The following is a 24,401-nucleotide window of genomic DNA, read 5'->3' on the forward strand; positions in this document are numbered from 1 at the left end:
AAATAAAGATCATTTTAAGAAAAAAATGTTCTCGAGAACGAAATTCCTTAGCCCTGATAGTAGTGGAAATCCTTTGCTGCCGGTGTTCGGCAGGAAAGATTGCAACGGATAGCAGGATAAGCTTCGGATAAAAAACAGAAAAATGAAAGTATTTGTAATAGGCATAGGCTTGATAGGTGGTTCGATGGTGTTGGATATTAAAGATTTGTATCCTAATGCCACAATTTATGGGATTGACACCAATGAAAAGCATTTGGATCAGGCAATTGAATTGGGTGTTATTGATGAAATGGCAACATTTACAGATTTAATACATGCTGATTTTGTGATTGTTTCGGTTCCTGTAGATATAGCGCTCACGGTTGTACCACAAGTTTTGGAGTCAATAGGAGACCAAACGATTGTTTTTGAGGTGGGTTCGACAAAATTACCTATTTGTGAAGCTATAGCCAACCACGCCAAAAGGAGAAATTTTATAGCTACGCATCCTATTGCTGGAACGGAGTTTTCGGGACCATCGGCAGCGATAAAAGGGTTGTTTCAAGGCAAAACAAACATTATTTGTGAGGTAGAGAAAACGACTTTTAAATTACAAGAGCGCGCCTTGGCCTTGTTTCAAGAAATGGGAATGCGCATTCGGTACATGGATCCAAAATCACACGATAAACACATTGCGTATGTGTCGCATTTGTCCCACATCAGTGCTTTTATGTTAGGAAAAACAGTCATTGACAAGGAAAAACACGAGCAGGATATTTTTGATATGGCAGGTTCTGGTTTTGAAAGTACCGTGCGTCTCGCTAAAAGTTCGCCAGCGATGTGGACACCCATTTTTAAGCAAAATAGAAAGCAAGTCGTAAAAACTTTGAATGAATATATCTTGAATTTATCTAAATTTAAGGAGCTTTTAGAGAATGAGGATTACGAGGCGATTTACAATGAAATGGAAAGCGTAAATAAGATTAAAGAAATATTGAATGGCATGAAAGCCCCCTAACCCCCGAAGGGGGAACTAGAAAACAACTAAAAATAATTAACAACAATCATCCATTTTCGGCTCCCTTATTCGCCACGGCGAAAGGGCTGGGGTGGGGAAAAATTTAGAAAAGATGGAAAATAAAAAAGAAATGAGAAACTGGTTGGAAGCATTTAATTTGACCCACCCATTAGTGATAGCAGGGCCATGCAGTGCTGAAACCGAAGACCAAGTATTGAAAATTGCACATGAGTTAAAGGATTCAGATGTAAGTGTTTTTAGAGCAGGAATCTGGAAACCAAGAACGCGTCCGGGAGGATTTGAAGGAGTGGGCGAAATAGGTTTGAAGTGGTTGAAGAAAGCCAAAGAAGAAACAGGTTTGCTAATGGGAACTGAAGTAGCCAATGCTGCTCACGTGAAATTAGCTTTAGAATATGACATTGATGTGCTGTGGATAGGAGCTAGAACAACGGTAAACCCTTTTGCAGTTCAGGAAATTGCTGATGCATTAGCAGGAACAGATAAAATTGTTTTGGTAAAAAATCCTGTAAATCCAGATTTATCTTTGTGGTTAGGTGGAGTAGAACGTTTGTACAATGCAGGAATTGAGAAATTAGGAGTAATTCACAGAGGTTTCTCGACGTATGAGAAAACAAAATACCGCAATATTCCAGAATGGCAAATTGCTATTGAATTGCAAAATAAATTCCCTGATTTGCCATTAATTATAGATCCTTCGCACATTACTGGTGATCGCAAAATGATTTTAGAGGTAACGCAAGAAGCCTTAGATTTGAATTATGACGGAATGATTATTGAAACGCACATTGATCCAGATAATGCTTGGAGTGATGCCGCACAGCAAGTAACACCAGATGCATTGAAACAAATTTTTATTGATTTGAAAGTTCGTAAAATTGATGATGTATCAGATGATTTCACTCAAAAAATGAAAAAACTACGTGCTAACATTGACGTTTTAGATGCCACTTTGCTAGAGCTTTTAGGCAAACGTATGAAAGTAGCTGATGAAATTGGTGTGGTGAAAAAAGCAGCTAACGTAGCTGTTTTGCAAAACAACCGTTGGAACGAAATTTTAGGTAAAATGATTTTAGATGGAGAAACCAAAGGACTTTCAGAAGAATTTGTTTTAAAATTATTCAAGGCCATTCACCAAGAAAGTATCAGCCATCAAGATAAGGTGTTGAATGCTTAATTTTTTTTAGTATAAATAATAAAAACCTACAATTTACTTGTAGGTTTTTTTTGTAATATTGGTGCACCAATATTAAATTAAAAAAATATAATTTATGAAGCTTTCATTATTGCCTTTGAACCTTAGTTTTAAAACTCTTTTTGTTTTTATTTGTTTAATACTTACTGCACAGAGTTTCTCACAGGAAAAACAAATTTATGAATCCCCTAACATGGCAGCACTTATTGCAAACCACAAAACAGTGGCTATTTTGCCTGTAAACGCAACAATTGCCTACAAAAAATTGCCAAAGGGATATACTGAAGAATCAAGAAAAGAGGAAGAAAAAAGTATGAGTTTTCAAATGCAAAGTGGACTTTATACTTATTTGTTAAGAAAATCTTCAGATTTTACCGTAGAAGTTCAAGATGTTGAAAGAACAAATATGTTATTAAAAAAAGCAAATCAATATGAAAATTTTTCAGAAATTGCTCCTGAGGATTTAGCAAAAACATTAGGTGTTGATGCTGTTATTAAATGTTCTTACGCATATGAAAAAACTGGAAGTGAAGGCGTAGCAATTGTAAAAACACTACTAATAGGTTTTGGTACTGGAAAGGTTGCTACAGGAGGATTAACAATGCAAATTAATAATGGAACTGATGGAGGATTAGTGTGGAGATTTTATAAACAAATGGCTGAAGATGTTATGAGTTCACCAGCAGCTATGATGGAAAGAATGATGCGAAAAGTGGGGAGGAATTTTCCTTATCAAAAGTAAAATCAGTTTTTTAAAATTTATATCCCTTTGACATAATATAGTTAAAGGGATTTTTCTTTTAGGATAGTACAAAAAAACGCCAAATTTTATCCCGAAGTGTCGGGATAAACTTGAAACAAAATTTTACCTTTGCCCTATGACAGGAATCGTTTATAAATCTACAGGAAGTTGGTACACCGTAAAATCTGAACAAGGAGATTTTATAGAATGCCGTATGAAAGGGAAATTTCGGATTAAGGGAATAAAAAGTACCAATCCCATTGCAGTAGGCGATGTGGTAGATTATGAGCTTGAGGAAACTTCAGATGCAGTTACGGGTACCATTTTTAATATTCATGACAGAAAGAATTACATCGTACGCAAGTCGGTTAATTTATCGCATCAAATGCATATTATCGCGTCAAATATTGATCGTGTTTTTTTATTGATCACTGTGAACAATCCGCCAACAACATTTAACTTTATTGATCGATTTCTTGTAACTGCAGAGGCGTACGGAATAGAAACGGTCTTGGTGTTTAATAAAATTGACACTTTTGATGAGGAAACCTTAGACGAGCAATTGTACATGCAGCATGTGTACCAGCAAATAGGATATACTTGTTTGCGCGTATCCTCAACTGAAATGAAAGGAATTGAGGAATTAAAAGCCTTGATGATTGGTAAAGTTAGTATGTTCTCTGGACACTCCGGCGTGGGGAAATCTACATTGGTAAATGCTATGGAACCTGCGTTGCATTTGAAAACAAAAACTATTTCAGATGCCAGCAAGCAAGGACAGCATACCACAACTTTTGCTGAAATGTATGACTTGTCTTTTGGCGCCAGTATTATAGACACACCCGGAATCAAAGGATTTGGGATGGTAGATATGGAGCCGGCTGAAATTAGTGGTTATTTTCCCGAGTTTTTTAAATTGAAAGAGCAATGCAAGTTCAATAATTGTTTGCACAAAGAAGAGCCTAAGTGCGCCATAAAAGAAGCTTTAGATAGAGATGAAATTGCTTGGTCACGCTACAATAGTTATCTTAAAATTTTAGAAGGTGACGATGAACATTACCGCACCGATATGTACGACGAAGATAGAAAAGCAAGTGATAAAACGAGGGAGTAAAAGCGCCCTGACCCCCAAATGGGGAATTATAAAGATTCAAATATAAATTTATCGGGATATGAGATCAGAGTTTCTTTTTAAAATATTTAAGGTTCCCCCTTCGGGGGCTAGGGGGCTATGAAAGTAGTAATCCAAAGAGTTTCTCAAGCTTCAGTTACAATTGAAAATCAAATTGTAGCCAATATTCAAAAAGGATTGTTGGTCTTGGTTGGTATTGAAGATGCGGATACGCGTGAAGATAGCAGCTGGCTGAGTTCTAAAATCGTCAATCTCCGTATTTTTGGAGATGAAAACGATGTTATGAATCTTTCTATAAAAGATATCAGTGGAGATCTTATTGTGGTCTCTCAATTTACCCTTCATGCCTTGACCAAAAAAGGCAATCGCCCATCCTATATTAAAGCATCAAAGCCAGAAATAGCAGTTCCTCTGTATGAACAATTTGTAGCCCAAATAGAACAAGATCTCGGTAAAAAAATACAAACCGGAGTTTTTGGTGCCGACATGAAGGTACAACTCCTAAATGATGGCCCTGTAACTATTGTAATTGATAGTAAAAATAAAGAGTAATTACTTTGCTACTTCTTAGATTTAATATATTTTTGAGCACCACGAATATTATTTTCAAAACCAAAAAAAAAAGACTTTTTTTGTTAAGGTCTCTTATTTATCTAATTTTGGTTCACTTTCCCCCAACATTTATTCATCACAATGAAAATAACATCGCTTGTTTGTCTTTTATTTATTGCATTAACATTTCAAGTTTCAGCTCAAAAAAGAGAGTATGTTTCCCTCATTATTTCAGATAGCTTAAAAGAAAATGCTAATGCCGTGATTCGCTTAAATCAAATAGACATTGCTATCTCTTCACAACGAAACATGACCGTAAAGGAAAAAAGAGTGGTAACAGTATGTAACCAGAACGGGCTAAATGCAATACATGCAATTGAAAGTTATGATAAAAGAAAAACAGTAAAATCTATTGAAGCAGTTGTATATGATGCTTTTGGTAATGAAATTAAAAAAATAAAACGAAAAGATTTTAAAGATGAAAGCGCCTCTGGTGGAGGTACACTTTTTTCTGATGGCAGGTACTTAACCCTTGATTATACTCCTTCACAATACCCATTTACAATAGTTTATGAAAGTGAAATTGAGACATCAAATACTGCTTTTATTCCTTCCTGGTTTTTGATAACGGATTTTTATGTAAGTGTTGAAAAAAGTATTTTAAACGTAACGTTTCCCGCTGATCTTGGTTTTAGAAAGAAAGAATTTAATTTCGAAAATTTCAAGATCAGTAAAGAGAAAGAGACAGATACTCAACTATCTTATGTAGTCCGAAATATTCTAGCACAAAAACACGAAGACTATACCCCTGTTTCAAGAATATTTCCAAAGGTGATGATGGGGCTGGAACATTTTAATTTAGAAGGCGTTGATGGTAGTGCTAAAAACTGGAATGAGTATGGAAAGTGGTTTTCAGAAAATATTTTAAAAGGAACAGATATTCTTAATGAGGATACTAAGTCCAAAATAAAAACATTAGTAGGTGCTGAATCCGATCCTATTAAAAAGGCTAAAATAGTATATAAATTTGTTCAAGAAAAATCAAGATATGTAAGTGTTCAAGTGGGAATAGGTGGGTTTAAACCAATGCCTGCTAATGATGTAGACCGTTTAGGATATGGAGATTGCAAAGCTCTGTCTAATTATACAAGGGCTTTACTTGAGGTAGTTGGAGTACCGTCTTACTACACTGAACTTTATGGAGATAGCAATATTCGAGACATTGAAGCAGATTTTTTCTCTATTCAAGGCAATCATGCAATTTTGTGTATTCCTAACGGCCCTGAAAATATATTTCTTGAATGTACAAGTCAAACAGATCCTTTTGGTTTTCAAGCTAATTTTACCGATGACAGAGACGTAGTAGTTATGAAACCAGATGGAGGTCATATCATTCATACTAAAAAATATCAAGATAAGGACAACAGTCAGATCTCTAAAGGAAGTTACAGTATTGATGCTAATGGTGATTTTTTCGGTAAAGTAGAAATTGTATCTAGAGGTACACAATACCACCAAAAACAAGGAATTGAAAAGTTGTCAGCTATTGAAAAAGATGCACATTATAAAAATTATTGGAGTGTTATAAATAATTTGAAAATAGAGACAATAGATCTTGTAAACAATAAGGATAGCGTTCAATTTACTGAAAATGTAGCTTTTAGTTCAAGCAATTATACTAGTGTAATTGGTGGCAAAATGATGATGGTGTTAAACGCTTATAATCAATATTCAGGAAGTGTTAAACGGATTAGAAATCGTAAACATCCCTTTGAAATTCCAAGAGGATATATAGATGTAGATGAAATAGAAGTTCATTTACCGCCTGGCTTTTCGGTTGATTTTTTACCAAATGGTTTTGAATTAAATACTAAGTTTGGCGAATATAAAACGGAAATAATAATAAAAGATGTTTCTAAATTGATTTACAAACGCTCTTTGTTCTTGAAAAAAGGTTTGTATTCCAACAAGGAATACGAGGATTACCGATTGTTTATGGAGCAAATTTCCAGAAATGACAATGCTAAAATTATACTAACTAAAAACTAATCATAAAATGAAATTTAACCAACTTATCAGTGCATTGTTTCTGATTGCAATTGTTTTAAAAACAAATGCTCAGGAATTTAAATTAGGAAAAGTCTCCGTGGCAGAATTGGAGGAAAAGTCACATCCTCAAGATCCTTCCGCAGCTGCGGCTATTTTGTTTAAAAAAGGGGATGTTCGATTTGAATACAGTCAAGATAAAGGTTTTGAGATGGTTACTGTAGTCAAAACACGCGTCAAGATTTATAAAAAAGAAGGTTCCGATTGGGCAAATCAAGCGGTACAATATTATTTAGCAAGTAATGTAAAGGAAAGCGTTTTTTTTTCTGACGCAGTGACGTTTAATTTAATAGGAGGTAAAATAGAGAAAACTAAATTAAAAACTGAGGGTGAATTTGATGAAAAAATTAATAAATATTGGGGCAGAAAGAAGATAACAATGCCTAATGTTAAGGAGGGTTCGGTTATAGAATACGAATATACAATTAGATCGCCACGTGCAAGTGAATTGAAAGAATGGTTCTTTCAAACCAGTATTCCTGTCAATTATTCGGAATTTATAACTTATGTCCCGGAGTTTTACGTTTATAATCCGAATCCAAAAGGCTATATATTTCCTAAGGTTACCGTGGAAAAAAGTCAAAAATCCATAATAATAAGTAGTAAAGAAAGGTCAGGGATTTATACTACGAAAACTACCTTTTCTCAAGATAAAATAGATTATCAGGAAACAAAGACGACTTATTTAGCTAAAAATTTGCCCGCAATGAAAGAAGAGTCTTTTGTGAATAATATTGAAAATTATACGGCAAGTGTTACACATGAATTGGCTATGACTAAATTTCCAAATTCTATTCCTGAAATGTATTCTACAGATTGGAATTCGGTTGTAAAGACGATTTATAATTATGATGATTTTGGACCAGAATTAAATAAAACAGGTTATTTTGAACAAGATTTACAAGGTGTAATAGCGGGTTTAAACGCTCCCGAGGATAAAATCACTGCAATTCTACAATTTGTTAAAGCTACTGTAAAATGGGACGAGTATTATGGGTATTCTTGTAATGATGGTGTAAGGCAGGCTTATAATAAGAAATCAGGTAATGTTGCCGAAATAAACTTAATGTTAACAGCTATGCTGCGATATGCCGGTTTAACTGCAAATCCTGTTTTAGTTAGTACGCGTTCTAATGGGATAGCTCTATTTCCAAATAGAACTGCCTTTAATTATGTTATTGCTGCCGTTGAAGATGGTCAGAACCTAATTCTTTTAGATGCTACAGATGCTTTTTCTGCTCCTAATATATTGCCTATACGCGATTTAAATTGGGTGGGTAGGCTAATTCGAAAAGATGGAAGTTCCATAGAAGTAGATTTGATGCCACAGCAAACAGCAAATGATCTTATTTCTATGAATTATAGTGTCGATGAAAAAGGGGAGGTTTTAGGCAAGTTGAGACGTCAAAGAACAAATCATCATGCAATGTTATTTCGATCTTCATTTAAGGGAACTAAAGAAGATGCTTACTTGGAAAAATTTGAAAATGATAACAATAATATTGAAGTAAGTGAATATATAAGAACAAACGAAACAGATATTAAGTTACCTGTAGTTGAAACACTTTCTTTTAAAGGGGGCAATTTTAGCGAAAAAGTAGGTGATGCCATTTACATTAAACCATTGTTGTCTTTTACCACAAGTGTAAATCCTTTTAAGCAAGAAATTAGAGAATATCCAGTTGATTTTGCTTTTCCACTCATGGATAAATATGTTGTAAATATTCAAGTTCCTGATGGATTTAAGATAGATTCCTATCCTAAAACCGAGGTTGTTTCTATGCAAGATGGACTAGCCACCTTTAAATTTTTAACGAGTGCGACAGACAACTCAGTTCAAATATCATTTTTATACCAGATAAACGCTTCAATAATAGGAGCTGACTACTATCCTGCCTTAAAAGAGTTCTTTCAAAAGATGATAGATAAACAAAACGAAAAAATAGTTTTGAAAAAAGTTTAATGATTTTTGTTACCATAATTATTCGTTCTAATCTTTTATTGAGTTTATTTACCTTTGGAACAAAATAAGCTAATCATGAACATAAAAAACGCACAACTCGAAGTAGACACATGGATAAAAGAACATGGTGTTCGTTACTTTAACGAATTAACTAATATGGCTCAACTTACCGAAGAAGTAGGTGAAGTAGCCCGAATTATTGCCCGCCGTTACGGGGAACAGTCCGAAAAAGAAAGTGATAAGAACAAAGACCTAGGCGAAGAATTAGCAGATGTGGTGTTTGTAGTGTTGTGTTTAGCCAATCAAACGGGGATCGATTTACAAGCCGCCTTTGATAAAAAAATGGATCTAAAATCTGTTAGAGATAAAGACCGTCACAAAAACAATGAAAAACTAAAATAAATTGTCAATTGTAAATTATGAATTGTGAATGAGTAGTAGTAAATTGCGCATTTGGGTTATTTAATTCATAACTCATAATTTACAACTTATAATTACAAAAATGAATTTAAAAGTAACTACGAATTCACCTTTCACGATTGACGATGTACAATTAAACATAACAGGTTCCAAAAGCGAAACGAACCGCCTACTATTGTTGCAGGCTTTGTTTCCTACTATTACGCTCAACAACACCTCTAATTCTGATGATAGCGAGGTGATGCAAAAAGCCTTGAAAGGCAATGCAGAAATAGTTGATATTCATCATGCAGGAACGGCCATGAGATTCTTGACGGCTTATTATGCAGTACATGAAGGTCATGAGGTAATACTGACCGGTTCTCAACGCATGACGGAACGGCCAATACAAGTTTTGGTCGAAGCGCTACAACAGTTAGGAGCCGAAATAACATACGAGAAAGAAGTAGGTTATCCGCCCATCAAAATCAGTGGTCAAAAAATAACGGTCTCAAAAGTGTCTATCCCGGCTAATGTAAGTAGTCAGTATATTTCTGCTTTGTTATTGGTGGCACCAAAACTAGAGAACGGAATCGAAATTACATTGGTAGGTGAAATCACCTCCGTTCCCTACATCAAAATGACATTAGCGTTATTGCATGATTTAGAGGTCAAAACTAAGTTCGAAGGCAATGTAATTACCGTTTATCCTAAGAAAGAAGTAGCTGTAAAGTCTATGACAGTCGAATCTGATTGGAGTTCGGCATCCTATTTCTTCAGTCTAGTAGCACTTTCCAGTAAGGCTTCAATAACCTTAAAAAGTTACAAACAAGATAGTCTTCAAGGTGATTCAGCTTTGGTCGAAATTTACAAAGAACTTGGAGTTGTTACCCATTTTAACGGGGACCAGATGACCTTGAGCAAGCAACCTGATTTTAAGTTGTCAGAACAAATCAATTTCGAATTAAACAACACTCCTGATATAGCTCAAACCATTGTTGTTACCTGTCTTGGTTTAGGAATTGGCTGTCACCTTACGGGGCTTCATACCTTAAAAATTAAAGAAACAGATAGGCTAGAAGCACTGCGAATTGAATTAACAAAATTAGGAGCAACTATTTCAGTAACACAAGATAGTTTAACGCTTATAGCAACAAAGGAATGTATCCCAAATGTAGCTATAGCCACTTATAATGATCACCGCATGGCAATGGCATTTGCTCCGCTTGCCATAAAGGTTCCCATAATTATTGAAAATGCCGAAGTAGTTTCAAAATCATATCCTGATTTTTGGGATGATTTAAGAACCATTGGGTTGCAGTGTCAAGATGAAATAGCCCTCTAAGTGCCCGCTAAACAACGACTTTTAAAAATAAACCCTAAAACACTTGACAACGCCTCTCTCACAATCGTATATTTGCACACGATTTATAAACAGCATCTCACAAAGAGAAACGCTATAAATCATAACATATAACTTTTTCAAATGAAATTATCACATTTTCAATTCGATTTACCAAAAGAACTTCTTGCAGAATATCCTGCCGAAAACAGAGACGAAGCACGTTTAATGGTTATTGACCGTAAAAAACAAACCATAGAACACAAAATGTTCAAAGATGTTATTGATTATTTTGACGAAGGCGATGTCTTAATTTTAAATAATACTAAAGTTTTTCCAGCTCGTTTATACGGAAATAAAGAAAAAACTGGAGCAAGAATTGAAGTGTTTTTATTGAGAGAATTAAACTCTGAGCAAAGACTTTGGGATGTTCTTGTTGATCCAGCGCGTAAAATTAGAATTGGAAACAAACTATATTTTGGTGACGATGACTCTCTAGTTGCTGAGGTTATTGACAATACTACTTCTCGTGGTAGAACCCTACGTTTTTTATATGACGGTTCATACGAGGAATTCCGTAATAAATTAACAGAACTTGGTGAAACTCCAATCCCTAAATACATTTCTAGAGATGTAACTCCAGAGGATGCAGAGCGTTATCAAACTATTTATGCAAAAGAAGAAGGTTCTGTTGCAGCACCTACAGCTGGTTTGCATTTCTCTAAACATTTATTGAAAAAACTAGAAATAAAAGGAATTAATTTTGCTGAGGTTACGCTTCACGTAGGCTTAGGAACTTTTAATCCTGTTGAGGTTGAAGATTTATCGAAACACAAAATGGATTCTGAAGAATTAAAAATTACTCAAGGAGCCTGTGATATCGTAAACGCAGCCAAAGCTAAAAGGAAACGTATATGTTGCGTAGGGACAACTTCTATGCGCGCTGTAGAAAGTTCTGTTTCATCACAAAACACACTTAATCCGTTTGACGGATGGACAAATAAATTTGTTTTTCCACCGCACGATTTTGCTATCCCAACGTGTATGATCACTAATTTTCATACTCCAAAATCAACTTTATTAATGATGATTTCTGCTTTTTGTGGTCACGATTTAATGAAGAGAGCGTATGCTGAAGCAATCGAGGAGAAATATAAATTTTACTCTTACGGTGACGCCATGTTGATTTTATAATACAACAAAATCATATCATAAGTATTAAATCTCGTCATTCGTGGCGAGATTTTTTTTGGTGTGACCCTCCCAGAAAAAGGTCGGGTCGGGTTTTACGCTATATCTTTATTTTCTTAAAGAAAGAAAATAAAGGATGCCGCTACAACCCCTCACACAAACTCGTCCGTCAATCTCGATCCTCTTCTATCAGGATTTTTAAGGATAAAGCCCGGTTCATTATCTCGTTTTTGGGATTTCAAGAAGTTCCTAATTCGTTTAAACACTTGCTACTATCGCTGCATTTTTTGTACATTTACAAATCTAAACTGAACGTATGAAATTTCAAAATACCCTTGAATTTGCAAGGCAACTAGATATTCAAGATCCTTTAAATAAATACCAAGAGGAATTTATTTTTCCTCAAGTAAACGGAAAAAAAGTAATTTATTTTACCGGAAATTCACTTGGTTTACAACCCAAACGCACCAAAGCTTTTGTAGACGAAGTAATGGATGATTGGGCAAACCTAGCTGTAGAAGGACATTTTTATAGTGATAAACCTTGGTGGGATTACCACGAACGTTTTGCTAGTCCGTTGAGTAAAATTGTTGGAGCACTTCCTACAGAGGTCACCGTGATGAATACCTTGACCGTGAACCTTCATTTATTGATGGTTTCTTTTTACCAACCTACAAAAACCAGATTCAAAATTATTTGTGAGGAGAAAGCATTTCCTTCAGATCAATATATGTTTCAAAGCCAAGTTGATTTTCATTCAAGATCGGTAGGCTTTGATCCCAATGAAGCATTAGTAGAAATTAAAAGACGCGAAGGCGAACATAACATCCGTCTTGAAGATGTGTTAGCAAAAATAGAAGAAGTAGGCGATGAGTTGGCTTTGGTTCTCATTGGTGGAGTCAATTATTACACCGGCCAAGTTTTTGACATGAAAACGATAACTGCTGCAGGGCACAAAGCAGGTGCTTATGTAGGATGGGATTTGGCACATGCTGCAGGAAATGTAAAGCTAGAATTGCACAATTGGAATGTAGACTTTGCTTCATGGTGCAGTTATAAATACATGAATTCAGGACCAGGGAATGCATCAGGTTGTTTTATTCATGAAAAACATCATAACAATAGTGAGCTTCCTAGATTTGCAGGATGGTGGGGACATAACAAAGAACGTCGTTTTAAGATGGAACAAACTTTTGATCCCGTTCATGGTGCCGATGGTTGGCAAATAAGTAATTTACCCATATTGTCATTAGCTCCTTATTTGGCATCAGTGACTATGTTTGACGAAGTAGGAATGGATGCTCTAATTCAAAAAAGAGATAGTATCACATCGTATTTAGAGTTTATTTTACATGAAATCGATAAAGAAGTTGAGAGTACTTTTGAAATCATAACTCCTCAAAATCCTTTAGAAAGAGCTTCTCAACTTTCTGTCTTACTGCATGGTGAAGGACGCAGTTTGTTTGATTATTTAATGAAAAATGGAGTGATTACAGATTGGCGCGAACCTAATGTGATTCGTTTAGCACCAGTGCCTTTGTATACCTCTTACGTAGATATGTATGACTTTGGTCAAGTTTTAAAAAAAGGAATTCTAGAAAATACGAACTCATAATTATGTAACTATTAATTTGAATTTCATAATAAATTTAAGTTTGGTACATCTCATCTTTGTACTATAAATTTAATATATCAAAATTATGAAAATAGTATACTTTATGCTACTTGCTATGGCGGTAGTTTCTTGTCAAAATCAAGGTAAAATGGATGTTGCAAAAGCTAAAGCAGCAACAGTTGATTCTATGAAAGTAGAAATAGAAAAGCAAAGAGTAATTGACTCTATGCAGCAAGTAATGGTGAAAATGGAAGAGGCTAAAGTCGAAACCCAAAAAGAAGTTGTTGTAGTTAATCAGCAAGCTCCTCAAGGGACTACAACTACAACTACCACAACTAAAAAGAAAGGTTGGAGTAGCACTGCGAAAGGAGCAGTTATTGGTGCAGGAGTTGGAGCAGCAACCGGAGCAATTATCAGTAAGAAAAAAGTTCAAGGAGCTATTATTGGCGGTGTTGCAGGTGCCGGAGTGGGTGCAGGAACAGGTGCCATTATTGACGGTAGTAAGAAAAACTAAATGTATTTTTAGATTTAAAAAAAAGGATTCTTTTCAATTGAAAAGAATCCTTTTTTTAATAAGCATCCATATTGTTTATAATCTCATTTGCTTTGAGCTTAATTTTGTATAAATCTTCGGGATCAATTTTTTTAAGAAGGTTGAGCATCATTCCCATACGCTGATTTCCTTTAAAGTATTCTTTCTTTTCGTCCAGAAAATTCCAGTACAGCGTATTAAATGGGCAGCCTTTATCTCCAAATTTTTCTTTTACATTATAATGGCATTTTGCACAATTGTTACTCATTTTATTGATATAACTCCCTGAGGAAACGTAAGGTTTTGTTGCAATAATTCCTCCATCTGCGTATTGTGACATACCTCTTGTATTAGGCATTTCTACCCATTCGATTGCATCAATATACACACCTAGATACCAATTGTCTACTTCGTCAGGATGAATTTGCGTTAACAAAGTAAAATTCCCAATCACCATGAGGCGCTGTATATGATGTGCATAGGCATCCTTCAAACTTTGATTAATGGCATGACTCATGCAATTCATTTTAGTTTGACCGGTCCAGAAAAAATTCGGAAGTATATTGGTGTTGTTTAAAGCATTCATTTTAGAATAGTTCGGCATTTCTTTCCAGTAAATTCCTCTTATGTATTCACGCCAACCTAAAATTTGCCGAACAAAACCTTCAACCTGTGAAATGGAAATGCTGGATTCATGTTCATGATAATATGCAACTACAGTTTCGATAACTTCTTTTGGCGAAAGCATTTTGCTGTTCATAGCAAACGATAAACGCGAATGAAACAGATATTTTTCATCTGTATGCATGGCGTCTTCGTAATCTCCAAAGTGGCGAAGCAAATTATCACAAAAATAATCAAGTTGCTCTAATGCTTGCACTCGGCTGGTAGGCCAGTCAAAGTTTTTCGGGTCAATTGTACCAAATGTATTGATGCCAGCTTTTTCAATTTGAGAGAGAAGCGCTTCAATATCGGTCCCAAATTTTTTTGCTGCAGGAACTGGAACTTCTCCTTTGTATTTTTTTCGATTATCAGCATCAAAGTTCCATTGATTACCAACTGGTGTTGAGCCATCCATTAGAACATGGTGTTGCTTGCGCATGTGTCGGTAAAAATTTTCCATCAACAATAACTTCTTACCTTCAAAAAAATCAGTCAACTCCTCTCGCTTGGTGTAAAAATGTTCCGTATCGAATGCTTGGGTCTCAATGGTAAGTTTTGAGCAAATCAATTTTAATTGCTGATCCAGACGGTATTCGTCAGGTAGTTGGTATTCAAATTTGGTAATGCCATATTTTTCAATACAAGAGGCAATCAGTTGATCTAAATTTTGAGGATTGTCCAAGGCTGTAATTTCAAAATAAATCACTTGATGCCCTTTGTCTTTAAGGTCTGTGTAAAAATGCCTCATGGATTGAAAAAATGCCACAACCTTCTGTATGTGGTGCTTCACATAATCTGTTTCTTGACGCATTTCGGCAAGTAAATAAATGGTAGTATCATCTTTTTCTTGAAACCAAGAGTGCGTCGCATTCAATTGATCACCAAGGATTAACCGTAGTTTATTCATTTTTATTTTTTGAAAAAGGAAGTAGTTGGAATTTCTTTACGTGCGTACTGGAAACGGTCCAATAATTTGGGTAAACAATATCCGTCTAAACCATTTATAGCCACAACATTTCCACAATCTATTTGCAACCAGCCATCTTTATGTTCTAATTCTTCTTGATAGAAGATATGTTCAATAGAAGCAATAACATGTATGGTGTCATTTTCTACAATATGATATTCATTAACATATTTACACAATAATTGTACTGGACTTCCCTTAACAAAAGGCGTAGAGATACCTTCTTTGAATTCCTCTTCAAGTGTTGTTTTGTCAAACTCAGAAACTCCTAATTCATAATTAGCTGAGGTATGATGCGCAGCTTCAATCATATCTGCTGTGATGTGATTTACTGTAAAGTAGCCAGTATCTTTAATGTTTTTGTACGTATCTCTTGGAACCGTAGTGGGGCGCATAATAAATCCAATCATCGCTGGATTACTCCCCAAGTGGGTTACGCTACTAAAAATAGCAACATTTGATTTTCCGTCAATAGATTTTGTCCCCAATAAATTTGCTGATTTATATCCTGTACACGAATTGATTAAGTTTAATCTTTCTATTTTTTCCATTTGAGAGATGATATCTCTTGAAATATGTTTCATAAGTTGCTTTATTTTCACACAAAGATACTTTTTGTTTAATTAATTACGAAATAAATTAAACAAAATATAAATAGGTTGTGTTGTTAAATTCGAGAGTACTCCTGTTATAATTATTTGTTTCATATCACTTCCAAATCCTATATATTTGTTTTTCAATTTATCCCATGATGAAAACACTAAAGAAAACTCTTTTTATTTTACTTGCTCTAATAGCTGTTTTAGCAGGTTCTATTTTTATCTATGCACTCTATTTAAAGCCTACATATGAGGGTGAGCTAGCGTTAAAAAACATTCAAAAAGAAACAACAGTTCATTTTGATGAATTTGGTATTCCTCATATCTATGCTGAAAATTCAAAAGATGCCATGGTTGCGTTAGGTTATCTACATGCACAAGATCGATTATGGCAAATGGAATTAATGCGCCGCATAGCTCCAGGCAGGTTGTCAGAAATCTTTGGATCAGTAGCGTTAAAAAATGATAAATTTTTTGCCGGCTTAGGGATTGAAGAAGCTTCAGCCAAAGCAATAGCAGCATTAGATAAAAATAGTCCAAGTTACCAACTGACAATGTCTTATCTTGATGGGATCAATCAGTATTTAGACGAGGGTAAAACGCCAATAGAGTTTAGTTTGATAGGTGTTAAGAAAGAGAAGTTTACTATAAAAGATGTCTATAATATTTTTGGATACATGTCTTTTAGTTTTGCAATGGCTCAAAAATCAGATCCTTTGTTAACAGATATTCGCAATAAATATGGTGCCGAATATCTTAAGGATTTAGGGATAAATGGTGAATTCAATACTACCAAAATAAAAAACGCATCCGAAAATCCTCAAGAGTATGCCGCTATATCTAAATCTATTGCGCAACTTTTAGACAAATCACCTGTGTCTCCTTTTATAGGAAGTAACAGTTGGGTGATTGCACCTAAGAAAACTAAAAACGGAAAAGTTATTTTTGCTAATGATCCTCATATTGGGTTTTCGCAACCGGGCACGTGGTATGAAGCTCATATTGTAGTGCCAGATTTTGAATTGTATGGTTGTTATCTAGCAGGAACACCCTATCCTTTATTAGGACACAATAGAGATTATGCTTATGGATTAACCATGTTTGAAAATGATGATATCGATTTGTATCAAGAACAATCTAATCCTAAGAATGATAAAGAGTATAAAACTCCTAGTGGTTATGGGACATATGAAATTAGAAAAAAAACAATAAAAATTAAAGACTCCACAGATTGTGTTTTGAGCGTAAAAATATCACGACATGGACCTATAATGAATAACTTGATGGATGGCTTAGAGCCTAATAAGCCTGTTGCTTTGTCTTGGATTTATATCCAACAACCCATCAATATTCTAGACGCGGTTTATTCTCTTTCACATGCAAAAAGCAAAGCTGATTTTAGAAAAGGGGTAGCATTAATAGCAGCTCCAGGATTAAATGTAATGTACGGCGATGCTAAAGGAAATGTGGCATGGTGGGCTACGGGTAAGTTGTACAAGCATAATAAAGGAGTAAATCCAAACTTCATCTTAGACGGAGCTTCTGGAAAAGATGATATTGTTTCTTTTTTGGATTTTTCCAAAAATCCTTCGGCAGTAAACCCAAGATGGAATTACGTTTATTCAGCAAATAATCAGCCGGAACCTATAGATGGATTTAATTATCCTGGATATTATTTACCAGAAGATCGCGCCAAAAGAATTTCTCAATTATTAGATGCTAATTCCTCTTGGGATAAGGAAGCTGTTGGAAATATGATTTTTGATAACGTTTCATCGGTTGCGCCAAATGTAGTCAAGGAGTTGATTGCAAATTGTAGTTCTAAAGCACTTTCGGGTACTCAAAAACAAGTAATTTCTATTTTAAAAGATTGGAAAGGCTCTAATAATCTGGATGATGTAGCTCCTACAATCTACAACAAATGGATCTTTCAATATATGAAAAACACTTTTGAAGATGAGTTAGGAAAGGAAAAGTTTGAAATGTTCCTAGGCACCCATGTCATGAAACAGACTATTGCGAATCAAATACAAAATAAAAATTCTGTTTGGTGGGATAACATCAATACTAAAAACAATAAAGAAACCAGAGCAAATATAGTGTTGCAGTCATTTAAGGAGGCTATATCAGAGCTTGAAAAACAATTAGGCCCAGATGTATTGGCTTGGACTTGGAACAGAGTACATACTTTAGAACATCAACATCCTTTGAGTAAAGTCGCAATTTTGAAAAATATTTTCAATGTGGGTCCTTTTGAGGTATCAGGTTCTAGTGAAGTTATAAATAATTTGTTCTTTAGTTTTAGTGGTAGCGGTGAATATCAAGTAAAAGGCGGGCCTTCTACACGAAGAGTAATTGATTTTTCGGATATTGAAAACAGTTTGAGCATTTTGCCTACTGGACAATCAGGGAATCCCATGAGTGCCCATTATGATGACCAAGCAGAGTTGTACAATACAGGTAAATTTAGGAGGATGCTTTTAAATAAAGAGGAAATTCAAAGGACTTCTACTAAATTAACTTTCAAGCCCAGTAAATAATGTCACTTTTTAAAGAGCTTCCGCTAATTAATGACTAGTTTTGCTTAACATATCATGAAAATAATGCAAACACCTCAAAAAATTGCCGTAGTAGGTTCAGGTTTAGTAGGAACACTATTGGCGATATATCTAAAAAAATTAGGTCATACGGTTCACGTGTACGATAGAAGTCCTGATATTCGAAATATTCAATTTTCAGGTCGATCTATCAACTTGGTAATGTCTAATAGAGGATGGAAAACATTAGAAGATATAGGGCTTGATGATGAAATTCGTGCTATTGGTATTCCCGTAGACAAACGCGGGATACATTTGCAAGACGGAACTTATGTGACCCAAAATTACGGAAAAGAAGGGGAGGCCATTTTTTCACTTTCAAGAGGAATCTTAAATCGTAAAATGATTGATCTTGCTGAAAAAGAAGGCGTTGAATTCTTTTTTAACCAAAAAATATGGGACGTTACCTTGAGTGACGCTACGTTACACATAGGTGAAACGGAGCGTGGGGAGTGGACAGAAGTTAAATTTGATAAAGTTTTTGGAGCTGATGGTGCTTTTTCACGCATTAGGCATAAAATGCAACGTCAATCGATGTTCAATTATTCTCAAGAGTTCATGAAAATAGGATACAAGGAATTACATATTCCTGCAAATCCTGATGGTTCACATAAAATAGATGCCAACTCATTACACATTTGGCCAAGAGGAGATTTTATGTTAATGGGTTTATCGAATCTTGATGGTAGTTTTACATGTACTCTTTTTATGCCTTTTGAGGGAGATAATTCATTCGAAAAGCTAAAAACGGAGAAAGACTTGGTTGATTTTTTTGCTAAATTTTTCCCTGATACTAAGGCTGTAATCCCAAATCTGGTGGAAGATTTTTTTAAAAACCCAACCAGTTATTTGGTTAAAATGAAATGCTATCCTTGGACCTATGATGATAAAGTTGCTTTAATAGGTGATGCTGCTCATGCAATTGTACCTTTTTATGGTCAAGGGATGAATGCAGGTTTTGAAGATATTACGATTTTACAAGACTGTATTGATAAACATGGAGACAACTGGCGAGCAATTTTCTTAGAGTATGAGCAACTTCGCAAACCAAATGCGGATGCAATTGCAGAATTAGCAGAAAGAAACTTCATGGAAATGAGCTCAAAAACTGCTGACGAGAATTTTTTATTGCAAAAGAAAATTGAAAAATGGTTCTCAGACAAACATCCTGATAAATGGACACCTCTTTATAGTTTGGTTACTTTTAGTCTTACGCCTTATGCCGAAGCGCTGGCTCTTGGTGAATACCAAAACAAAATAATGGAAGAAATTTTAAAGATGGATGAAATTGCTACTATATGGGATTCCAAAAAAGTAGAAGATAAAATACTGGAACTTTTACAATAAAACAAAGGACTCTTTTTTAGAGTCCTTTGTTGTTTTTTTAGTTATTTTTTTGTGGCGGGTTTTAGTAACACACGCAACGTACTGTCATTATTAAAGTAACTAAACATCCAGTTTACAAAAATAGAGAGTTTATTCTTTACACTCAATATTAGCATGAGGTGAATAAACATCCAAGTGAACCAGGCCAATCGTCCTTGAAAACTAAATTTTGGTAAATCTACAACTGCTTTTCTTTTACCTACGGTAGCCATGGAGCCTTTGTCGTGGTATTCATATTCAATTCTTGACGTATTCTTTAAGTCTAATTTAAAATTTTTAGCGAGAATTTTAGCTTGTTCTATCGCTACACTTGCTACTTGTGGGTGGCCGTTGGGATATTTAGGTGTAGTCATAAACGCAATATCCCCTAGGGCATAAACAGAATTTAATCCAGTGATACCATTAAAACGGTCCACTAGAAAACGATTACCTCTTGTTAATGCACTTGTTGGTATTCCTTCTAGAGTATTTCCAGTAATACCTGCAGCCCATATTACATTTTTTGAACGGATGATTTCTCCATTTTGTAAGCTTACCGTTTCCCCGTCATAATGACTTACAAGGGTATTGGTCATTACAATTACTCCTAAATCCTCAAGATATTTCTTAGACATTTTTTGGGAGTCAACACTCATTGGATTCAAAACATTGGGTGAACCCTCCAGTAAATAAATGGTAAGTTTTGAAAAATCTTTATCAGGATAATCCTTTGGGAGTATGTTTTTTTTCATCTCAGCAAGAGCTCCAGCTAGCTCAACGCCAGTCGGTCCACCACCTACTACAATAAAATTCATTAAAGATTGTAATTCTTCAGCAGGTGCAATCAAGGCGTCCTCAAAGGTTTGCAAAATTTGGTTTCTCAATTGTATAGCTTCAGGTACTGATTTCATTGGGAATGCATGTTTCTCAATTTCAGTATTGCCAAAATAATTTGTGGTACAACCAAAAGCAACCACTAAGTAATCATAATCAAAATCAGCAATGGAGGTTTGGAGAGTTCTATTTTGAGTATCCACACTAATAACATCAGCAATTCGGATACGAACATTTTTTGAATGTTGAAATACTTTTCTCAACGGAAAAGAAATACTTGCAGGCTCCAGTCTAGCAGTGGCTACTTGATACATCAAAGGTTGAAATTGATGGTAATTGTTCTTGTCTATTAATAATACATCATAATTGGTGTTTTCTAAATCTTGGGCTAGACGCAAACCTGCAAATCCTGCGCCTACAATAACAATTTTTTTTGGAGTGGACATAAATATCGTATTTTAAGACTTAAAGATAATAATAGTATACGGTTTATTCTTCTCTATTAACGTTTTCTATTGAAAAAGCAGGTTTGCAAATAGCCATATATTCACAAGGCTCGTCAAAAGGGTTGGAATATTGCACTCGTGTATTTTTTTCAATTTTTATAGATTGACCCGCTTCAAGAATAACAACTTCGTCTTCTATAATGAATTGTTTTTTACCATGTATAATATAGGTATACTCATCAAATTTTGGGGTTTGAAATGGTTCACTCCACTTAGGGGGAGCAACCATGTGTGCAATTGAGATCTCATTGTTTTGAGTTGCAATCAGGCCATGGTGTTCTTCAATCAATTTACCATCGGTTGTTGGGACTACAAAAGGATTTTTTTGGACTAAATATTTTTTCATAAATAGATTTTATAGCATTACTTTTTAAATATCTTGGTCAAAACTCCAAAAACTCCTCTGATGAAAGTGGCACTTGTAAGCACTTTTAAAACAGATTTACCCACAACGCTGGCAGTACTTGGCCCTTCATTTTTCTCTTTTTCAACTGTTTCTTCCTCTGTGTTTTTAGCTACACTTTCATTAACCTCGGTAATCTTTTTTTGTAGCATTTCATAGGCGCTTTCTCTGTCTATTACACTATTGTACTTATTTACAAGTTTAGAGTTGTTGTTGATAGTTTCAATTTCACTATCGGTCAAAATATTCATTCGACTCATAGGTGCTCGCATCATGGTTGCAGCAAGAGGAGTAGGGATACCCTTTTCATTTAAGGCTGTAACAAGCGCTTCTCCAATACCCAAACTTGTAAGGACATCTTCAGTGGTGTAATATTCAGAGGTAGGATAATTATCAGCAGTTTGTTTGATGGCCTTTCTATCATTGGCAGTAAAAGCTCTTAATGCATGTTGTATTTTTAAACCTAATTGAGCAAGAACACCACTAGGGATGTCCATAGGGTTTTGAGTTATGAAATAAACTCCAATACCTTTTGATCGAACTAGTTTTACAATAGTTTCAATTTGTTCTAATAATGTTTTGCTAGCTTCGTTAAATATCAAATGCGCTTCGTCTATAAAAATGACAAGTTCAGGTTGTTCAGCATCTCCTTGTTCAGGCATTTGTTGGTAGATCTCGGCTAATAAACTTAACATAAAAGTCGAAAACAATTTCGGTTTGTCTTGTATGTCTGTAAGGCGTAATATATTCACGTAGCCTTTGCCTTTTTCATCTATGCGCATCAAATCATTGATGTCAAACGACATTTCACCAAAAAACAAATCGGCTCCTTGTTGTTCAAGTTCAATTATTTTTCGCAGGATAGTCCCCGTTGTTGCAGTAGATATCTTTCCGTATAATTCCTCAATCTCTTCTTTCCCTTCTTCGGTGATGTAGTTGATAACCTTTTTGATGTCTTTTAAATCAAGTAATGGCATTTTATTATCATCACAATATTTAAAAATTACAGCTACAACTCCAGCTTGCGTATCATTTAAATTGAGTATTCTAGAAAAAAGTACTGGGCCAAATTCTGATACAGTGGCTCGCAATCGCACTCCGTTTTGCTCAGACAAGGTTAATAGTTCAACTGGAAAACTTTCTGTATTGTAAGGAATGTTTATTTTAGTATGTCGATCAGTTATAAAATCTTTTTCTTCTCCTTCTCTAGCAATTCCACTAAAATCGCCTTTTATATCCATCATTAATACGGGAATACCAAAAGAGGAAAGTTGTTCAGATAGAACTTGTATTGTTTTAGTTTTCCCAGTACCCGTAGCGCCAGCAATTAATCCGTGGCGGTTAAGTGTTTTTAACGGTATTTTTACATAAGTATTAGGTACTGCTTCTCCATCTAAAATAGCGCCACCTAGAGTGATGCTTTCGCCTTTTGATTGAAAACCTTGGGATATGTACGATGTAAAATCATCTTTTTTGCTCATAATGTATCTGAATTTAATTCTAATGCAAGGTATTATTTTTTTATAAAACGAACAATTTTAGTGTTTACTGCAGTGTTAAAGGTATTTTGTTATAAAAAAGGTAAAATATATTTTTTTTATTGAATGTGATATTTTTGAAATATTGTAATAAATTTTCTTAAAAAAGTAAATTATTTTTCATAAAAACATTCAATTGTATATGAATATGGAGTGAAATGAAGATATTAGGCTTTAGAATGTGTTATTGAAATAAATTTAATTACAATTAAATAAAAAAAAGTTTTTTTATTTGAACTAAAAATATAAATTTGCCTAACTACAAGTTTAATATAACTAAGATAAATTTATTTAAAACTATTAAAATTAAAAAAAAATGGCAAACGTTAAAAAAGAAAAAGCGGCGAACGGAGGAGGAATGATTTCAGGAATCATTATTGTAGCATGTATCTTTGTTGGATGGTTAATTTGGAATTTCATAATGGGTGATGGCTCTAACTTTGAAGGTGGTGTTAATACAGGTCATCCACTGCCAGGAAACATGTTAGCAATGGTATACAAAGGAGGTCCAATTGTACCAGTTTTGTTAGGATTACTTTTAATGGTTGTTGTATTCTCATTTGAGCGTTATGCTGTAATTTCAAAAGCAGCTGGTAAAGGAAATCTTGATCAGTTCATGACTAATTTACAAAAAGATATTAAAGCTGGAAATATTGAAGGAGCTATTGCTGCTTGTGACAAACAAAAAGGTTCTGTTGCTAACCCAATAAAATCTGCTTTATTGAAATACCAAGAGGTTAAAAGAGAAGGTTTTGATAGTGAAGCTGCTGCTGAAACAATTCACAAAGAAATTGAAGAAGTTACTTCATTAGAAATGCCAATGTTAGAGAAACACATGACTGTACTTTCTACAATGGTATCTTTAGGAACTCTTGCAGGATTGTTAGGAACAGTAACGGGGATGATCAAAGCATTTAGTGCATTATCTGCTGCAGGTACTCCTGATCAAGCTGCTCTTGCAAATGGTATCTCTGAGGCCTTGATTAACACGGCTACAGGTATCTCTACTTCTGCTTTGGCAATTATTGCTTACAACTTCTTTACTTCAAAAATTGATACTTTGACTTATTCTATTGATGAGGCTGGTAATACAATTGTGAACACATACAGACACTTCAGAAGTGCTCAAAAATAATTAATAATTT

General features: G+C 34.7%; 20 protein-coding genes. 15 read left to right on the forward strand and 5 right to left on the reverse strand.

What is annotated here, in order from left to right; all coding sequences use genetic code 11:
* The first annotated feature begins 142 nt into the window (after positions 1 to 142).
* From LQ189_RS01330 to LQ189_RS01385, 12 genes are all read left to right on the forward strand, one after another.
* Complete coding sequence (locus tag LQ189_RS01330; protein ID WP_230153963.1) at positions 143 to 997, forward strand: prephenate dehydrogenase; 855 nt, start codon at positions 143 to 145, stop codon at positions 995 to 997.
* 112 nt (positions 998 to 1,109) lie between these two features.
* Positions 1,110 to 2,192, forward strand: coding sequence for a bifunctional 3-deoxy-7-phosphoheptulonate synthase/chorismate mutase type II (locus tag LQ189_RS01335; RefSeq protein ID WP_230153964.1), 1,083 nt, complete (start codon positions 1,110 to 1,112; stop codon positions 2,190 to 2,192).
* 94 nt (positions 2,193 to 2,286) lie between these two features.
* Positions 2,287 to 2,952 carry a hypothetical protein gene (locus LQ189_RS01340; protein ID WP_230153965.1) on the forward strand — a complete coding sequence of 222 codons (666 nt, stop codon included), beginning with the start codon at positions 2,287 to 2,289 and terminating at the stop codon, positions 2,950 to 2,952.
* Between the two features lie 136 nt (positions 2,953 to 3,088).
* Positions 3,089 to 4,066: a ribosome small subunit-dependent GTPase A gene (rsgA, locus tag LQ189_RS01345; RefSeq protein WP_230153966.1), complete on the forward strand. Its 978-nt coding sequence runs from the start codon at positions 3,089 to 3,091 to the stop codon at positions 4,064 to 4,066.
* 117 nt (positions 4,067 to 4,183) lie between these two features.
* Entirely contained in the window at positions 4,184 to 4,636 is a 453-nt protein-coding gene (dtd, locus tag LQ189_RS01350; RefSeq protein ID WP_230153967.1) for a D-aminoacyl-tRNA deacylase, read from the forward strand.
* Positions 4,637 to 4,777: 141 nt separating this feature from the next.
* Positions 4,778 to 6,685 (forward strand): DUF3857 domain-containing transglutaminase family protein, encoded by a 1,908-nt coding sequence (locus LQ189_RS01355; protein WP_230153968.1) that lies wholly within the window; start codon positions 4,778 to 4,780, stop codon positions 6,683 to 6,685.
* A gap of 7 nt (positions 6,686 to 6,692) precedes the next feature.
* Positions 6,693 to 8,705, forward strand: a complete 2,013-nt coding sequence (locus LQ189_RS01360; protein ID WP_230153969.1) for a DUF3857 domain-containing protein — start codon at positions 6,693 to 6,695, stop codon at positions 8,703 to 8,705.
* Positions 8,706 to 8,780: 75 nt separating this feature from the next.
* On the forward strand, positions 8,781 to 9,107 hold the full coding sequence (locus LQ189_RS01365; protein ID WP_086452949.1) for a nucleotide pyrophosphohydrolase: 327 nt from the start codon (positions 8,781 to 8,783) through the stop codon (positions 9,105 to 9,107).
* Between the two features lie 100 nt (positions 9,108 to 9,207).
* Entirely contained in the window at positions 9,208 to 10,449 is a 1,242-nt protein-coding gene (locus LQ189_RS01370) for a 3-phosphoshikimate 1-carboxyvinyltransferase (protein ID WP_230153970.1), read from the forward strand.
* A gap of 141 nt (positions 10,450 to 10,590) precedes the next feature.
* Positions 10,591 to 11,640: a tRNA preQ1(34) S-adenosylmethionine ribosyltransferase-isomerase QueA gene (queA, locus tag LQ189_RS01375; RefSeq protein ID WP_086452951.1), complete on the forward strand. Its 1,050-nt coding sequence runs from the start codon at positions 10,591 to 10,593 to the stop codon at positions 11,638 to 11,640.
* A gap of 313 nt (positions 11,641 to 11,953) precedes the next feature.
* Positions 11,954 to 13,252 carry a kynureninase gene (kynU, locus tag LQ189_RS01380; RefSeq protein WP_230153971.1) on the forward strand — a complete coding sequence of 433 codons (1,299 nt, stop codon included), beginning with the start codon at positions 11,954 to 11,956 and terminating at the stop codon, positions 13,250 to 13,252.
* 85 nt (positions 13,253 to 13,337) lie between these two features.
* Positions 13,338 to 13,766 carry a YMGG-like glycine zipper-containing protein gene (locus LQ189_RS01385; protein WP_086452953.1) on the forward strand — a complete coding sequence of 143 codons (429 nt, stop codon included), beginning with the start codon at positions 13,338 to 13,340 and terminating at the stop codon, positions 13,764 to 13,766.
* A 55-nt stretch (positions 13,767 to 13,821) separates the two neighbouring features.
* On the opposite strand, the gene LQ189_RS01390 is transcribed toward LQ189_RS01385, so the two are convergent.
* Positions 13,822 to 15,354: a cryptochrome/photolyase family protein gene (locus LQ189_RS01390; protein WP_230153972.1), complete on the reverse strand. Its 1,533-nt coding sequence runs from the start codon at positions 15,352 to 15,354 to the stop codon at positions 13,822 to 13,824.
* 2 nt (positions 15,355 to 15,356) lie between these two features.
* Positions 15,357 to 15,998, reverse strand: a complete 642-nt coding sequence (locus LQ189_RS01395; protein ID WP_230153973.1) for a flavin reductase family protein — start codon at positions 15,996 to 15,998, stop codon at positions 15,357 to 15,359.
* A gap of 167 nt (positions 15,999 to 16,165) precedes the next feature.
* Between LQ189_RS01395 and LQ189_RS01400 the strand changes: the two genes are divergently transcribed.
* Positions 16,166 to 18,553: a penicillin acylase family protein gene (locus LQ189_RS01400; RefSeq protein ID WP_230158599.1), complete on the forward strand. Its 2,388-nt coding sequence runs from the start codon at positions 16,166 to 16,168 to the stop codon at positions 18,551 to 18,553.
* Positions 18,554 to 18,616: 63 nt separating this feature from the next.
* Entirely contained in the window at positions 18,617 to 19,957 is a 1,341-nt protein-coding gene (locus LQ189_RS01405) for an NAD(P)/FAD-dependent oxidoreductase (protein WP_230158602.1), read from the forward strand.
* 41 nt (positions 19,958 to 19,998) lie between these two features.
* On the opposite strand, the gene LQ189_RS01410 is transcribed toward LQ189_RS01405, so the two are convergent.
* The 3 genes from LQ189_RS01410 to LQ189_RS01420 are packed head-to-tail and all read right to left on the reverse strand — an operon-like array spanning position 19,999 to position 23,199.
* Positions 19,999 to 21,255: an NAD(P)/FAD-dependent oxidoreductase gene (locus tag LQ189_RS01410; protein ID WP_230153974.1), complete on the reverse strand. Its 1,257-nt coding sequence runs from the start codon at positions 21,253 to 21,255 to the stop codon at positions 19,999 to 20,001.
* 43 nt (positions 21,256 to 21,298) lie between these two features.
* Positions 21,299 to 21,661 carry a cupin domain-containing protein gene (locus LQ189_RS01415; RefSeq protein ID WP_230153975.1) on the reverse strand — a complete coding sequence of 121 codons (363 nt, stop codon included), beginning with the start codon at positions 21,659 to 21,661 and terminating at the stop codon, positions 21,299 to 21,301.
* A 17-nt stretch (positions 21,662 to 21,678) separates the two neighbouring features.
* The gene (locus LQ189_RS01420) at positions 21,679 to 23,199 is read right to left on the reverse strand and encodes a helicase HerA-like domain-containing protein (protein WP_230153976.1); all 1,521 of its coding nucleotides are present in this window, start codon (positions 23,197 to 23,199) and stop codon (positions 21,679 to 21,681) included.
* Between the two features lie 373 nt (positions 23,200 to 23,572).
* Here LQ189_RS01420 and LQ189_RS01425 point away from each other — a divergent pair, with 373 nt between their 5' ends.
* Positions 23,573 to 24,391: a MotA/TolQ/ExbB proton channel family protein gene (locus LQ189_RS01425; RefSeq protein ID WP_144891645.1), complete on the forward strand. Its 819-nt coding sequence runs from the start codon at positions 23,573 to 23,575 to the stop codon at positions 24,389 to 24,391.
* The last annotated feature ends 10 nt before the right edge of the window (positions 24,392 to 24,401 follow it).

The organism is Flavobacterium sp. CECT 9288 (assembly GCF_918731615.1).
Lineage (GTDB): Bacteria > Bacteroidota > Bacteroidia > Flavobacteriales > Flavobacteriaceae > Flavobacterium.

Excerpts from the sequence above, each read along its gene's own strand:
- LQ189_RS01420 (WP_230153976.1), bottom strand. The coding sequence starts at position 23,199 with ATGAGCAAAAAAGATGATTTTACATCGTACATATCCCAAGGTTTTCAA.
- LQ189_RS01400 (WP_230158599.1), top strand. The coding sequence starts at position 16,166 with ATGAAAACACTAAAGAAAACTCTTTTTATTTTACTTGCTCTAATAGCT.
- LQ189_RS01365 (WP_086452949.1), top strand. The coding sequence starts at position 8,781 with ATGAACATAAAAAACGCACAACTCGAAGTAGACACATGGATAAAAGAA.
- LQ189_RS01385 (WP_086452953.1), top strand. The coding sequence starts at position 13,338 with ATGAAAATAGTATACTTTATGCTACTTGCTATGGCGGTAGTTTCTTGT.
- LQ189_RS01340 (WP_230153965.1), top strand. The coding sequence starts at position 2,287 with ATGAAGCTTTCATTATTGCCTTTGAACCTTAGTTTTAAAACTCTTTTT.
- rsgA (WP_230153966.1), top strand. The coding sequence starts at position 3,089 with ATGACAGGAATCGTTTATAAATCTACAGGAAGTTGGTACACCGTAAAA.
- LQ189_RS01395 (WP_230153973.1), bottom strand. The coding sequence starts at position 15,998 with ATGAAACATATTTCAAGAGATATCATCTCTCAAATGGAAAAAATAGAA.
- LQ189_RS01360 (WP_230153969.1), top strand. The coding sequence starts at position 6,693 with ATGAAATTTAACCAACTTATCAGTGCATTGTTTCTGATTGCAATTGTT.
- LQ189_RS01355 (WP_230153968.1), top strand. The coding sequence starts at position 4,778 with ATGAAAATAACATCGCTTGTTTGTCTTTTATTTATTGCATTAACATTT.
- LQ189_RS01330 (WP_230153963.1), top strand. The coding sequence starts at position 143 with ATGAAAGTATTTGTAATAGGCATAGGCTTGATAGGTGGTTCGATGGTG.
- LQ189_RS01410 (WP_230153974.1), bottom strand. The coding sequence starts at position 21,255 with ATGTCCACTCCAAAAAAAATTGTTATTGTAGGCGCAGGATTTGCAGGT.
- LQ189_RS01415 (WP_230153975.1), bottom strand. The coding sequence starts at position 21,661 with ATGAAAAAATATTTAGTCCAAAAAAATCCTTTTGTAGTCCCAACAACC.
- LQ189_RS01370 (WP_230153970.1), top strand. The coding sequence starts at position 9,208 with ATGAATTTAAAAGTAACTACGAATTCACCTTTCACGATTGACGATGTA.
- LQ189_RS01335 (WP_230153964.1), top strand. The coding sequence starts at position 1,110 with ATGGAAAATAAAAAAGAAATGAGAAACTGGTTGGAAGCATTTAATTTG.
- dtd (WP_230153967.1), top strand. The coding sequence starts at position 4,184 with ATGAAAGTAGTAATCCAAAGAGTTTCTCAAGCTTCAGTTACAATTGAA.
- queA (WP_086452951.1), top strand. The coding sequence starts at position 10,591 with ATGAAATTATCACATTTTCAATTCGATTTACCAAAAGAACTTCTTGCA.
- kynU (WP_230153971.1), top strand. The coding sequence starts at position 11,954 with ATGAAATTTCAAAATACCCTTGAATTTGCAAGGCAACTAGATATTCAA.
- LQ189_RS01425 (WP_144891645.1), top strand. The coding sequence starts at position 23,573 with ATGGCAAACGTTAAAAAAGAAAAAGCGGCGAACGGAGGAGGAATGATT.
- LQ189_RS01390 (WP_230153972.1), bottom strand. The coding sequence starts at position 15,354 with ATGAATAAACTACGGTTAATCCTTGGTGATCAATTGAATGCGACGCAC.
- LQ189_RS01405 (WP_230158602.1), top strand. The coding sequence starts at position 18,617 with ATGCAAACACCTCAAAAAATTGCCGTAGTAGGTTCAGGTTTAGTAGGA.